Source organism: Halorussus pelagicus, assembly GCF_004087835.1.
Taxonomy (GTDB): domain Archaea; phylum Halobacteriota; class Halobacteria; order Halobacteriales; family Haladaptataceae; genus Halorussus; species Halorussus pelagicus.
Genome location: NZ_CP035119.1, coordinates 2,657,595 through 2,670,795 on the forward strand (window position 1 = coordinate 2,657,595; position 13,201 = coordinate 2,670,795).

The 13,201-nt window shown below is 66.3% G+C and carries 12 protein-coding genes; 3 read left to right on the forward strand and 9 right to left on the reverse strand.

Annotated elements, in window-relative coordinates:
- Window positions 1-10: 10 nt before the first annotated feature.
- From EP007_RS13470 to EP007_RS13480, 3 genes are read right to left on the reverse strand one after another with little or no spacing between them, the layout of a single operon-like run.
- The gene (locus tag EP007_RS13470) at window positions 11-1,060 is read right to left on the reverse strand and encodes an ABC transporter permease (protein WP_128478148.1); all 1,050 of its coding nucleotides are present in this window, start codon (window positions 1,058-1,060) and stop codon (window positions 11-13) included.
- On the reverse strand, window positions 1,053-2,930 hold the full coding sequence (locus EP007_RS13475; RefSeq protein WP_128478149.1) for an ABC transporter permease subunit: 1,878 nt from the start codon (window positions 2,928-2,930) through the stop codon (window positions 1,053-1,055). The genes EP007_RS13470 and EP007_RS13475 overlap by 8 nt, the downstream gene beginning before the upstream one ends.
- Window positions 2,927-3,814, reverse strand: a complete 888-nt coding sequence (locus EP007_RS13480; protein WP_128478603.1) for an ABC transporter ATP-binding protein — start codon at window positions 3,812-3,814, stop codon at window positions 2,927-2,929. The genes EP007_RS13475 and EP007_RS13480 overlap by 4 nt, the downstream gene beginning before the upstream one ends.
- A 111-nt stretch (window positions 3,815-3,925) precedes the next feature.
- Between EP007_RS13480 and EP007_RS13485 the strand changes: the two genes are divergently transcribed.
- Entirely contained in the window at window positions 3,926-4,288 is a 363-nt protein-coding gene (locus EP007_RS13485; protein ID WP_128478150.1) for a hypothetical protein, read from the forward strand.
- 152 nt (window positions 4,289-4,440) lie between these two features.
- Here EP007_RS13485 and EP007_RS13490 read toward each other — a convergent pair whose 3' ends face one another.
- The 3 genes from EP007_RS13490 to EP007_RS13500 all read right to left on the reverse strand — a co-directional run bounded on the left by EP007_RS13490 (window position 4,441) and on the right by EP007_RS13500 (window position 7,139).
- Window positions 4,441-5,178, reverse strand: coding sequence for a DNA-directed RNA polymerase subunit epsilon (locus tag EP007_RS13490; RefSeq protein WP_128478151.1), 738 nt, complete (start codon window positions 5,176-5,178; stop codon window positions 4,441-4,443).
- A 243-nt stretch (window positions 5,179-5,421) separates the two neighbouring features.
- Window positions 5,422-6,024, reverse strand: coding sequence for a response regulator transcription factor (locus EP007_RS13495; RefSeq protein ID WP_243700389.1), 603 nt, complete (start codon window positions 6,022-6,024; stop codon window positions 5,422-5,424).
- Window positions 6,021-7,139: a helix-turn-helix transcriptional regulator gene (locus EP007_RS13500; protein ID WP_128478152.1), complete on the reverse strand. Its 1,119-nt coding sequence runs from the start codon at window positions 7,137-7,139 to the stop codon at window positions 6,021-6,023. Before EP007_RS13500 ends, EP007_RS13495 begins: the two co-directional genes overlap by 4 nt.
- 324 nt (window positions 7,140-7,463) lie before the next feature.
- Here EP007_RS13500 and glmU point away from each other — a divergent pair, with 324 nt between their 5' ends.
- Window positions 7,464-8,645, forward strand: a complete 1,182-nt coding sequence (glmU, locus tag EP007_RS13505) for a bifunctional sugar-1-phosphate nucleotidylyltransferase/acetyltransferase (protein WP_128478153.1) — start codon at window positions 7,464-7,466, stop codon at window positions 8,643-8,645.
- A gap of 324 nt (window positions 8,646-8,969) precedes the next feature.
- Here the strand turns inward: glmU and EP007_RS13510 are convergent, their stop codons facing one another.
- The 3 genes from EP007_RS13510 to dps all read right to left on the reverse strand — a co-directional run bounded on the left by EP007_RS13510 (window position 8,970) and on the right by dps (window position 10,686).
- Entirely contained in the window at window positions 8,970-9,398 is a 429-nt protein-coding gene (locus tag EP007_RS13510; RefSeq protein WP_128478154.1) for a DCC1-like thiol-disulfide oxidoreductase family protein, read from the reverse strand.
- Between the two features lie 170 nt (window positions 9,399-9,568).
- A complete protein-coding gene (locus EP007_RS13515; RefSeq protein ID WP_128478155.1) occupies window positions 9,569-9,931 on the reverse strand; it encodes a 2Fe-2S iron-sulfur cluster-binding protein in 363 nt (120 codons plus the stop codon).
- A gap of 92 nt (window positions 9,932-10,023) precedes the next feature.
- Window positions 10,024-10,686 carry a DNA protection during starvation protein gene (gene dps, locus EP007_RS13520; protein WP_128478156.1) on the reverse strand — a complete coding sequence of 221 codons (663 nt, stop codon included), beginning with the start codon at window positions 10,684-10,686 and terminating at the stop codon, window positions 10,024-10,026.
- 155 nt (window positions 10,687-10,841) lie between these two features.
- Here dps and EP007_RS13525 point away from each other — a divergent pair, with 155 nt between their 5' ends.
- Window positions 10,842-13,181 (forward strand): DEAD/DEAH box helicase, encoded by a 2,340-nt coding sequence (locus EP007_RS13525; RefSeq protein WP_128478157.1) that lies wholly within the window; start codon window positions 10,842-10,844, stop codon window positions 13,179-13,181.
- Window positions 13,182-13,201: the final 20 nt, after the last annotated feature.

A 13,201-nucleotide genomic window follows, 5' to 3' on the forward strand; every position in this document is an offset into this window, starting at 1 on the left:
GCGCGACGACCTACTCGCCGAGACCCCGCTTTTCGACCGCGCGCCGAAGTCCGACGAACGCGACCAGCGAGACGACCAGATAGGCGACGACCGAGAGGTGGGTCGTCTGTGTCGGACTCCCGATAGCCAGTTTCGCCACCGCGTTCGCGGGCGACTCCGGCAGGAGATACGTCGAGCTAAACACGACCAGCACGCCCATCGAGAAGAGGAACTGGGCCTGCTTGCGCTCGCGGAACGCCAGCGCCGCGGTCGCGCCCATCGTGACGACGCCGACCGAGAAGCCCGTCACGAGCAACAGAATCTCGAAGGGGTTCGAAATCGCGGTCCCGCGAAGCGACAGGATTGCCAGCCACGCGCCTGCCTGCACGGGCGCGAGGCTTCCCATCGCCAGTAGCTTCCCGTCCACGATGTCGGTCCCGGTCAGGGGCGTCACCCGGAGGAGTTCGAGGGTCCCGCGGTCGTACTCCTCGGCGATGGCGTCCACCGCGATGGACCCGCTGACGAACACCGGCAGGAAGGTCAGAAGCGGGAGCAACACCGTGTAGGTGAACCCGAAGTAGGGGCTGGAGGAGGCGTCGGGCGGCAGTTCGACCGGTTGGCGCTCCAAGCGGGAACTGAGTCGGTCGCGCTCGCTCCGCTCGAACGCCTCCAGCACGCCCTTGATTTGGGTCACGACGAGCGTCGTCCGGACGTTGCCGTCGGGCGCGGTCGCCCGGACCTGCGCCCGGCCGCTGTCCGTCCGAGAGACCGCGAGGACGGCGTGAACCTCACCCCCGTTGAAGTCCCGGAGCGCCGCGGCCTCCTCGCCGTACTCGATGGCGCGCCAGCCGTCGCGCTCCTCGATGACGGGAACGATATCCTCGCGGGCCTCGCCCGTGACGCCGAACTCCACGACGAACTGGTTCGAGACCGAACCGGGGTCGTACAGCGAGACCAGCCCCACCGCGAGGAACGACGAGAACGCGGCGATGAACAACTGGATGAGGATGGCCAGCACGATGGTCTTCTCGCTCCGGAGCGACGCGAGTTCGCGCTTGGCGACCGTCAGGCGCTTACCCAATGTAACTCACCACCGTTAGGTTGTAGGCAGCGTGAAGCAACGTCGCCGTAACGAGCGTCCCGGCGTACCAGTTGCGGTCCCGCGTCGCGCCCGCGGCCGTAATCGTCGTCGTGACGGTGTGAAGCGCCAGCGGCGCGAATAGCAGACCGATCAGCAAGAGCGGCGAGGTCTCGATGCCCAACCCCGTCACGGTGCCGAACGCGGCCCGGCCGAGTTCGAGGTCCGGCAGACCGACCAGTTGGGCGACGGCGGTCGCCTTCTCGCCGAGGAAGAAGCCCAGTCCCGACAGGAACCCGAGAATACCGGCCGAGCGGAGCGTCCGCTCGAACCGCGAGTGGGCGAACCCGGCGTAGATGTGGATGCTCTTGGCGAACTCCTCGACGGCCGCGATGGCGACGAGCAAGACCGGCATCGACAGCGACACCGGAAGCGCAAAGAGGAGCGCGACCGCGAGCAGTTCGCCGACGAAGACGAACGGAATCGAGAGCGCGCTCAGTTTCGCAATCGAGCGCCGCCCCGAAATCTGGCCGTCGAGCGCGTCGAGGAACTTCAGCGGGACCGACCGCTGGGTGAACATGTCCTCCTCGCGGTAGACGCCCGCGCCGAGCGCGAACAGCGCGCCCGACGAGAGGTAGAGCGGTCCCGTCGAGAAGGCGTACTCGCCCAGCGTGAAGGCGGTCCCGCGCAGAGCCTTCACGACGAGCGTGAGCGGCGAGATGGCCGCGACCGGGTGGACGTTCGTGAAAATCGCGGGGACGAACGCGTAGGAGGTCAGGAACACCGACAGGGTCACCGTGACGAACGTGAGTTCCTTGAACGACCGCGCGAACATCCCGCCGACGAACGCCGCCGAGAGGAAGAGCAACGCGATGGGAACCACCGCGGAGACCGACTTCGCCGCGGTCGAAGCGACCGCGAGCGCGCCCGCCGCGGCGGGGGTCAGGACCGCGATACCGACCGCCGTCAGCGAGGCGATGGCGACCATCCCCGCGAAGTACGGCAGGGTCTTGCCCGCGATGATGTCGCCGCGCGAGACCGGCGAGACCAGCAGGAGTTCGCCGCGCTCGTTGACTCGCTCGTCGAGAATCGTGGAGGCGTACGCCTGAATCACGAAGTTCATCGGCAGGACGAACGCGAACGCCAGCACCAGCGACTCGAAGGGGAACGGCGGCGCGATGCCCGAGGGCGTGTCGCCCTGCGCGTTTCCGCCGAACAGCGACCCGCCGCCGCTACCGACCGAGGGCGCGCCGACCGGACCGTCGCTCGCGCCCGACCCGGAGTCCGACGAGTCGGTTCCCGACCCGCCGGAGTCGCCATCCCCGCCGCTTTCGCCGCTTCCGCCGCCGAGACGCTTCTCGCCCTCGCGGGTGGTCCGGCGGGCCTCGTCGGACGACCCTGAGCCACCGACCTGTAGGCCGTCCTGTTGCTCGTAACTGACCGAAACGGAGACGGGGAACGCCGCGACGCTGTCGGACTCGTCGGCCATCAGGCGGTCGTTGTACCGGCCGACCGACTTCCGGAGTTCCGCGACCGCGGCCCTCCCCTTGTCGGTGTTGTCGGCGCGAATATCGCCGGGTTCGCAGTTCGGCGTCGATTCCGTGCAGAAGAACAGGTCCGACCCCTCGTCTCTGGGTTCGACCGCGACGAACGTCGAGTCGTTCTGCACGGGGGCGTAGTACGGGTTGTCCTGCGAGACGCCGACGCGGTAGATGCCGTCGTTCAGGGTGACGCCCTCGCTGGCGACCAGCGGGGTCAGCGCACCCACCGCGAGCAGGACGACGAGACCGACCGCGACCGTCCGGCGGTCGAGTTGCCCCGCGTTCTTCGAGATTTCCCAGCGCGCGATGCGCAGGGTCTTGCGTAGCTTCACGGTCGGCCCTCCACGTCCGGGGACTCGGCCGCGAGGTCGAGGAAGATGTCTTCGAGACTCGGGGTGTGAGTCTGAATGTCATCGACCTCGCCGCCCGCCGCCTCGGCGAGTTCGCGGGTCTCCTCGACGGCGTCCATGCTCTCGACGGTGCGGCGGTACCGGCCGTTCTCCTTCACCGCGCCCGCCACTTCGACCGTGGTGTAGACGCGGTACTCGGTCCGGCCGTGTTCCTCGCGGATGTTCTCGACGCTCCCGCGAGCGACGATTCGGCCGTCGTTCATCACGGCCACGCGGTCGCAGATGCTCTCGACGTGGAAGAGGTTGTGCGCGCTGAAGACGACGGTCTTGCCCGACTCGGCGAGTTCGCGGGTGAACTCGATGATGTAGTTGGTCGTCAAGGGGTCGAGTCCGCTCGCGGGTTCGTCGTAGACGAGTACGTCGGGGTCGTTGACCAGCGAGCGCGCGATGGCGACTTTCCGGGTCATCCCCTTCGACATATCGCCGATTTTCCGGTCGCGGTGGTCCAGTTCGAGGCGGTCAAGCGTGTCGTGGATGCGCGAGTTCGCGGCGTCGGTCGGCACGTCGTAGAGGTCCGCGAAAAAGCGGAGGTACGAGACGGCGGACATGTCCTCGTAGAGGGGCGACTCCTCGGGCAGGAAGCCGAGGTGCGTTCGCATCTCGGGGTCTTGGGCGTCGTAGCCCGCGACCGTGGCCGACCCCGAGGTGGGTTCGACCAGTCCCGAGAGCATTTTCAGGGTCGTGGTCTTGCCCGCGCCGTTCGGGCCGATGACGCCGAACACCTCGCCTTCGGGAACCGAGAAGCTACTGCCCTCGACGGCGGTGAATCCGCCGTACTCCTTCCGCAGGTTCTCGACTTCTATCATCTGGTGTTCGGGTGTGTTCACCGGGGGAACTTGATTTTGTGGTTGACGGCGGAAAATCAGCGGGCGGCTTCGATACGCAACACTTGTAAGAAACTAGTCAGAAAATCGACCATGAGTTTCACGGAGCGAATATCGTGGCGGACAGTCGGCCTTAGAGCGTTCGTACTGGCGATTCTTGCTGTCGGAAGCTTCTTCCGGAGCGCACCGGCGGCCATTTTCCTCGCGTCGTTGGCGTACGTCGTCGCGCAGGCAGTCCACCTGCGGTCGTTGTCCAAGCGGCGCGCCGAGTCGTTCGTGACACTGGTCACGTCGTCGGGATTGGTCCTCCGGCGCGGCGTTCTCTGGGCGCTCATCGCGCTGGCTGTGCTGTACGACCTGCTAATCGCCCAAGCGGTCGCGCTGGCGCTCGCCTCGGTGACGCTCGTCTACGTCGGAGGTCTGTTTACGCAGGCGGCGCGCGAACCGTCGCCATAGGTTCCTCGACCGATTTCGTTTAAGTGCTTCTGGCGACAACGGATAGATACGAGGAAGATTCGTTCGCCGTTTTCCTGCGGTTTTTCTCTGCCGTCGATTCCCTTGCAGTTTCAGCTATCACCCTTGCCAGCTATCGCTCCTCGTCGGTCTCGTCACTCGTCAGTCTCGTCAGTCCGGCGAGCGTCGAGGCTCGGCAGGTTCGGGTCTCGCTGGGGGTTGCGACCGTACACCGCGTCTTCGAGGTGCTGGTCGGCGAGTTGCTCTTTCAGGGTGCGCCGGAGTCGGTTGAGACTGGTCACGTTCAGTCCGTGCTTCTCCACGAGGTCCGAGAACTGCGGGTCGTCGGTGATGGACCGGAACCGGTCGTAGAGGTCGCCGAGTCGGTCCGGCGGGAGTTGCCCGATCCACTCCTCGTCGTGGAGACCGAGGTAGTGTTCGCGCTCGCGGTCCACGACGTGGCGGATGACGACCAGCGCGACCTTCGGAATCGCGCGCTGGCTTCCGAACGCGGTCAAATCGAGGTCAGACATGATGCCGACCACGCGGTCGCGTTGCCACGTCGTCAGCGACAAATCGTTGCAGAGCGCGTGGGAGATGCGGAGTTTGTCGAGGCGGTGCATCCGCGAGCTATGGCCCGCCATCGCCGAGTGGCGCTCCTCGTGGAGGCGACGAACGCTCTCGGAGAGGTCGGCGTCGGGCGACTCGGCGCGGCCGATTTGGGTTGCGCTCGGCGTGACTGGTCCCCACTGGCGCACCGTCTGGTCGCGCTGGAGGTCCGCCCGGCCGACCGCCCCGTCGCCGGGGCGCTGGCTGAGCGGTCGGTCGGCGTCTCGGTCGTCGTGTGGTCCCGACTGCCACGTCGGCAGCGAGTCCGTCCACCCCTCGGTCATCACCCGGCCGTACTCGGCGGGGATAGTTGAAACATGCGCCTCTCGGGAACGTGAGAAGACGCATCGCTGGCAAGAGAAGATATCACTAGCAGGCGAAGACGCATCGCTGGCAGGTGTAGCGTCCGGTAGAACGTCGCCGACTTCCCTCGTATCTGCCCGTTGTCGCCAGAAGCACTTAAACGAAAACGCCGACTCGCTCTGTGAGTCGCTGGCGTCGCCCTGCGAGTCGCTGGCACCCGCCCGCTAGTCGCCGTCGTAGAACTCCGCGCGCAGGTCGTCGTCGTCCAGCGTCCCGGCGGTGTCCGAGAGTTGCGCCCGGAGTTCGGCCAGTTCCGCGGTGAGGTCGGCGTACTCCTTGTTTGCGTCCAGTTCCTCGGGACTCTTTTTCGTCTCCAAGGCGGCCTTCTTGTTGGCCAGCGAGAGGAACCGCTGCATCTGGGCGTCGTAGGTCGAGCGCGTGAGCAGCGTCTCGACGATTTCGAGCAGTTCCTCGGCCTTCGACACCGGCTTTTCGAGGTAGGCGTCGAAGCCGAGTTCGAGGATGTCGAAGTCGGGTTCGACCGCCGAGACGAGCGCAACCCGACAGTTGAGTCCCTGTTCGTGAATCCGCGCCAGCACGTCCTCGCCCGAGAGGTTCGGCATCCGGCGGTCCAGAAGGACCACATCGACCCCCTCGTCAAGTTCGTCGAGCGCTTCCGACCCGCTGTAGGCGGTTCGAACGTTGTAGTCCTCTTCGAGCCACTGAGCGTAGGCGTCGGTTATTGGCTCCTCGTCATCGACTATCAGCACTGTGGCGTCCTTGGGCATGGTTGCGATGTCGTTGGCGCTCGGTAGTGATTCGCTCATCCGTCAGTCGTCTCCTGTTCGAAGGGCGATTTCGCGGTTTCCGGTTCGTAGCCGCTCAAGAAGACGAGGTTGCCGCGGCCGACCTGTACGCGGGTAACGAGACCTTTCTCTTCCATCTTCGAGAGTTTGCGACTCACGGTCGATTTCGACCAGTCGGTCTCTTCGGTCACGTCGGCCTGCTTCATCCGGCCGCCGTAACTCGTCAGCAGTTCGCGGATGCGGTCCTCGTCGGTCAGCATCGCCTCGTCGGGGAACTGCTCGGCGCTCGACTCGCTCGCGGAGTGGTCGGAGTCGGCGGCCGTGCTTCCGGCCGACGACCCCGGCGACGCCGAAATATCGGGGTCGGGTCCGGGTCCAGTCTCGGGGCGCTCCGGTTCGTCAGCCCCCGAGAACAGGTTCGACACCGCGCTCAGGACGGACCCGAACACGCCGTCGTCGGAGTCGGAGACCGACACGTCGGTGTCGTGGGTTTGGGCGTGATCGCTGGTCGCGCTCCGGTCGCCGTAGGTCTCGGTGACCGACCACTCCCGGCCGTCGTCGCCCACCTCGACCACGGCGTCGAACAGCGTCTTCAGCGTGTTGACGGTCTCCTCGTCGTGGATGTCCGGGTCCATGTGGTAGAACCCGATTGCGTCGGCCGCCTGCACCCGGTGGGTGAGGATGTGGAGATACCGAAACGCCGTGTCGAAATCGACGTATTCCAAGAGGACCGTCAGCGTCTGGACCGACACGAGCGTCTGGTTGCCGTTGTCCTCCCACCGAGTCAACTGCTCGCTCAGTGGCGCGATGATGTCCATCGGCTGATTCGGGTCCACTCGCGCGACCGAGACGTTCTCCGGGACCTCCGTGCCGTCCGGCCCGTCATCGGTCTCGACCGTGTTCGCGTGGATGAACGCGAGTTCGGCCGGGAGGTCGCCGACGTTCGCCTTCCAGTCGGAAATCCACGTCTCCGGCGGCGGCGTGTACGTCACCGCGGCGACGTTGGTCTCGTCCGGTCGGGCGGTCGAAGCGAGTAGTTCGAGACAGGCGCGATTCCCCGTCGGCGTCAGCGGTGCCAGTAACAGAACGTTCGACGACTGGTCGAGTTGCCGCTTGTCCGATGTATCGATGTTCATTCGTTGTCAATCATGGTTCCGTTGTTTCCGACACCTTGTGGGAGAGTTCCCGGAGTCTCGATAAGCCGGACGAGACTACGTTCCCCCAGATATTAAGCCATTTGCCGCGAGAGGGCGTCCGGAACGTCTCTCCGACGACAGTCGTCCGTTTCTATCGAAAGAAGATACCCGGAAGGGAAAAACCTCTGGTAGGACCGGTCACAGGGTTTTAAACACGGCTGTCGAACAATACCAAGAGTCTCGCCCCCGTTCAATGTAACCGTTTGACGAATAGTATCCGACGACTCCGGGAGACTGAAACTACTGGCCGTCGAATGCGGTGGCATGCAAGCAGTGCTTCTGGCCGCGGGCGAGGGGACCAGAATCCGACCGCTGTCGGCGTCGCTCCCGAAACCGATGCTCCCGGTCGCCGACCGGCCGCTGGTCGCGCACGCCGCGGACGCGGCCGTGGACGCTGGCGCGGAGGAACTCGTCGTCGTTGTCGGCTACGAGGCCGAGGAGGTCCGCGGATACTTCGGCGAGGAGTACCGCGGCGTGACGGTCACCTACGCGGTCCAAAGCGAACAGGCCGGGACCGCCGACGCGGTTCGAGCGGCCCGCGAGCATCTGGACGGCGAGTTCGCGGTTCTCAACGGCGACAACCTCTACGACCCCGCGGCCGTCGCCGACCTGTTCGATTCGGGACCGAGCGTCGGCGCGGTCCGCGTCGCCGACCCCTCGAACTACGGCGTCCTTTCGGCGGAAGACGGCACCGTCACCGACATCGTGGAGAAACCGGCCGACCCGCCGACCGACCTCGCCAACGCCGGGGCGTACGTTTTCCCCGCCGAAGCGCGCGAATGGCTAGAGGTGCCAGCGAGCGAGCGCGGCGAACACGAAATCACGGACGTGGTGGCCCGCGCCGTCGCGGAGTACGACGTGGGTTACGCCGCGATGGACCGATGGCTCGACGTGGGTCGCCCGTGGGAACTGCTGGAGGCCAACGAGTGGAAACTCGGTGAACTGGCCCGCGACGTGCGCGGCGAGGTCCACGAGGACGCCGACCTGCGCGGCCCGGTCGTCATCGAGGAGGGCGCGACGGTGGACGCAGGAGTCGTCATCGAAGGTCCCGCGCTCGTCCGCTCAGGCGCGAGCGTTGGCCCGAATTCCTACGTCCGGGGCGCGACGCTGGTCGGCGAGGACGCCCACGTTGGCCACGGCGTCGAAATCAAGAACAGCGTCGTCGGCAAGGGGAGCCACGTCGCGCACCTGAGCTACGTCGGCGACAGCGTGCTGGGCCGGAACGTCAACTTCGGCGCGGGCACGAACGTCGCCAACCTCCGCCACGACGGCGACTCCGTGCGGCTTACTGTCAAGGGCGAGCGCGTTTCGACGGGCCGCCGGAAGTTCGGCGTCGTCGTCGGCGACGACGCGAAGACGGCCATCAACACGAGTCTGAACGCGGGCGTGACGCTCTCTTCGCGCGCGACGACGACGCCCGGCGAAGTCGTGACGCGGGACAGATAACGGAGTTCGCGCACGATTCGACGTTCTGCCCGGCGCGTGCTGGTGCGACGGCGCAGGTGCGCCGTCGAACCAACCGCGCGAGGTCTGCGCGAGCGGACGTGAGCGCAGGCTCGGAAGACGCAGTTTGTCCTCCGGTGGACGAGCGAGCGAAGCGAGCGAGGAGGCTGGGGAGGCGTGAGGCTGATGCGGGGCGGGGCGGTGCCGTGCGGGGCGGGTGCGGTATGATTGGCTCAAGCCTGAAGCTAGCTTCGCTCCGAGACTCATCCTGTTCCTTCGCTCCGTTACCCACCCGACTCCTTCGCTCCGACGAGTACACTGTCTCCGTTAGCGACCCACTTTCGCGGTGTGCCACGCGTTCGCCGCCAACTCCCCGAACGCCTCCATCCCTGCCTCCGAAAGCGGATAGGTACCGTGATACGGCTCAGGCTCACCCTCCACGCCCGTCACGCGCCGAATCGCGTCGGCCAGCGACTCGTAGTTGTCGCCCACGATGTCCCCCACGAGGACGGGCATCCCGGCCCGGTCGCAGAGTTCGCGCGCCGCCTCGCGGCCGACGTAGACGCGTTCCTCCCGGTTATCCGCGAAGACCAGCGCGAAGGGGGTCTCGCCGAACTGCGCTTCGAGAAACGCTTGGGCCGGGTCGTCGCCCCACGCGATAGCGCCGACGCCGTCGAGTCGCCGGAGCGCCGTGGCCGCCGCCGAGCAGAACGGACACTCGCCGTCGTAGACGAGGGCCGCGTGGTAGTCGCTCATGGACGAGTGTAGGACCGCTGGCGGTAAAACAGCGATGGGGCCACTGCTGGCGGTAAAACGGTGATGGGCCACTGCTGGCGACAAAACGGCGATGGGGCGACGGCGAGCGCCGACCGGACCGCGCCGTAGCCGAGAAACACAAATATGTCTCTAACACTGCTACATCTGTCTCACCGCTTCGACTGGCCCGGCGGCTTGTCGTGTTCCGCGCGGTGGTCGAGCATCGCGTCGTTCTGGCAGGCCCGAATCCGGAGGTCCGACCGGGGCTTGGCGACGCAGGAGAGAATCAGGTCGGCCTCCTCGTCTTCCTCGTAGTAGCGCCGGGCGTCAGACTGGTCAACCTCGCCCGAGAGCAGTTTCGCGGCGCAGGTGGTACACCACCCCTGCTGGCAGTCGGCCGGAAGCCAGACGCCCGCACTCCGTGCGGCCGAGAGGACGTACTCGCTCTCGGGAACCTCGATTTCGACGGTCTCTCCGGCCTGCTCGACGGCGCAGTCCGCCGGAATCTCGATGACGACGGTGTACGTACTCACGACGATTGGTAGTCGATAAATCGGGATGAACGTGTCGGCGACCGAGCGCGTAGCGACCGATTCGCCGACCGTCGCGGTTCGCGTTGCCGTCGTCAGGCCGAGTCGTTGATGCGTCGGTTGGTCGAGTACGGCGCGTCGCCGGGTTCGCCGCGGACGAAGTGGCCCGCCGGGTTGATTTCGCCGTCGCGCTCCATGCTGAGGAGTTCCACGAACCACGCTTCGTGTTCGATTTCCTCCTGCAGGATGCGACTCGCCATGTCGTAGGTCCGCGGGTCCTTTCCTTGGGTCATGTCGCAGATTTCGCTCCACGTCCGGATGGCGCAGCGCTCGGCCTCCAGCAGCACTTCGAGGACGCTCTCGGCATCGAGTTGTTCGAGGTCGTCCGGTGCGTCGCCGCCCATCGCCACCGGCAGTTCCGCGTGCGGACAGGACGCTCGACTCATGAAGTCGCCGATGTCGTTCGGGAGCGACCCGCCGAGTTCGTAGACGCGAGGCGCGACCAACTCGAAGTGCGCGCGGTCTTCGAGGCGCGCGTCCTCGGTAATCTCCTTGTAGTCCTCGTGGCCCGCGAGGTGCATCCGGAGGTTGGTGTAGTAGTAGTACGTGCTGAACTCCGCGCCGATGGCGTCGATGAGGCGTTCGCGCAGTTCCTCCGGTTCGAGTCCGCGCTCGCGGAGCGATTCCATTCCCACTCGCATGCTGGTGTCGCCCGGTTCGTAGCTACCGGACCCGTGTCGTCGGTCGTCGTCTCCCATTGTGTTCTCCCCCGCGAAACCCGACGACTCACAAACCCTTAGTAATTCTTCCCAGAGTACGAACACAGGTTCTCGATTCCGGGGGCACCGACCGCCAGCGTTCACTTTCGCTCCGCGGCGAAAGGGGTTAGGGACCCCGACCCTATCGCCGACTCGTGGACGAGACCATCGATTGGCTCCAGGACCGACCCTACTACGCCGGGCAGGTCGAGACCCACCGGACCCTCCCCGGTCGGGACGGCGACTTCGCCGACGTGGAACTCGAAGGGCGACTGGAGAGCGCGCTCGAATCGCGGGGCATCGACCGCCTCTATCGCCACCAAGTCGAGACCATCGAGGCGGTTCGCCGCGGCGAGAACGTCGTCGTCGCCACGCCGACCGCGAGCGGCAAGAGCCTCGCGTACACCGTCCCGGCGTTCGAGCGCGCGATGGACCACGGCGGGCGCACCCTCTACGTCGCGCCCCAGAACGCGCTCATCAACGACCAAGAGGAGACCCTCTCGGACCTCGCCCGCGAGTTGGGCTTCGGCAGTCGCGTCTCCGTCGAGCAGTACACCGGGCGACTGAGCAAGTCCGAGAAGCGCGACGTTCGGGACCGGCGGCCGACCGTCGTTCTCACGAACCCCGACATGCTCCACTACGCGCTTCTGCCCCACGCCCACCGCCTTTGGGACTGGTTTTTCAAGGGTCTCGAAACGGTCGTGCTGGACGAGGTTCACGAGTACCGCGGCGTCTTCGGAAGCCACGTCGCGCTCCTGCTCCGACGACTCCGGCGCATCTGCGACCGCTTCGACGCCGACCCCGAGTTCGTCTGCTGTTCGGCGACCATCGGGAACCCCGTCGAACACGCCGCGAGCGTGACCGGGACCCCCGAATCGTCGTTCCGACTGATAGACGAGGACGTGAGCGACACCGGGCCGACTCACTGGGTGCTGTGGAACCCGCCGGAGTACGAGACCGCGCAGGTAGGAACGTCGGGCCAGCGCCGGTCGAACCACGCCGAGACCAAGCGCCTGTTCGCCGACCTCGTCTCGAAGGAGTACCAGACGCTCACCTTCACTCGCGCCCGGCAGGCCGCCGAGCAGTGGGCGATGGAGAGCGCCGACGAGTTGCGCGACAGGGACCGAGGCGACCTCGCGCCCGACGTGACGGCGTATCAGGCCGCGCTAAGCGACGACCGCCGGAAGGAAATCGAGCGAGGGCTTCAGAACGGCGAGGTCCGAGGCGTTTGGAGTACCAACGCGCTCGAACTCGGCGTGGACATCGGGGGTCTCGACGCGGTGTTGCTCGACGGCTACCCCGGCACGCGGATGGCGGCGTTCCAGCAGGCCGGGCGCGCGGGCCGAGGCGACGACCCGAGTCTCGTCGCCCTCGTCGCCGGAGAAGACCAGTTGGACCAGTACCTGATGGCCAACCCCGAGGAGTTCTTCGCGGGGTCGCCCGAGCGCGCAGTCGTCAACCCCGCGAACGACCAACTCCTGCCCGACCACGTGCTGTCGGCGGCCCGCGAGACGTGGCTCTCGCCCGAGGACGCCGACTACTTCGGCGAGGAGTTTCCGGACCTCGTGGCCGACCTCGAAGCGGAGGGTTTGCTGGAACAGCGCATCACCGACGACGGTCTGCGCTGGACCTACGACGGCGACGGCAGTCCCCAACACGAGATGAGTCTGCGCTCCATCGACGACCGCGAGGTGAACCTGCTGGACCGGCGCAACGGCGACACCATCGCCACCCTCCCCTTCGAGGACGCGCTGACCGACGCCCACCCCGGTGCCATCTACCACCATCAGGGCCAGTCCTACGAGGTGGTGGACCTCGACCTGGACAAAGAAGTCGCGGAACTGAGTCCGACGTGGGCCGACTACCACACCAAGGTCCTCCACGAGAAGGAGATTACCGTCGAGGAGGACCTGCGCGAGAAGCGACTGGCCACCCGCGAGGACGTGGCTGTCAGGTTCGCCGACGTGACGATGCGCAAGCAGATTACCGGCTTCGAGCGCCGCGACCGCTCGGGCGAGACGCTGGCCCGCGAGTCGCTGGAGATGCCCGAAATCTCGCTCCGGACGAAGGCGCTGTACTTCACGGTGCCCCGCGAGGTCGAACAGGCGATGCGCGAGCAGGGCGACTTCAACGGCGGCATTCACGCCGCCGAACACGGGATGATTTCGCTGTTCCCGCTGGAACTGCTCTGTGACCGCGCAGACATCGGCGGTCTCTCGACGCCGATGCATCCCGCCACCGGCAGAAGCACCATCTTCATCTACGACGGCTACCCCGGCGGCGTCGGACTCGTCCGAGAGGGCTACGAGACGGTGTCGGACCTGATGGCCCAGACCGCCGAGATGATAGAAGCCTGTGACTGCGACGCCGCGGGCGGGTGTCCCGCCTGCGTGCAGTCGCCCCACTGCGGGAACGCCAACGACCCCCTAGACAAGGAGCAAGCGCGCTTCCTGCTGGAGGAACTGACTGGCCGCGACGCCGAGGGGACGGAGTAGTCCGGCGGACCGACCGCAGT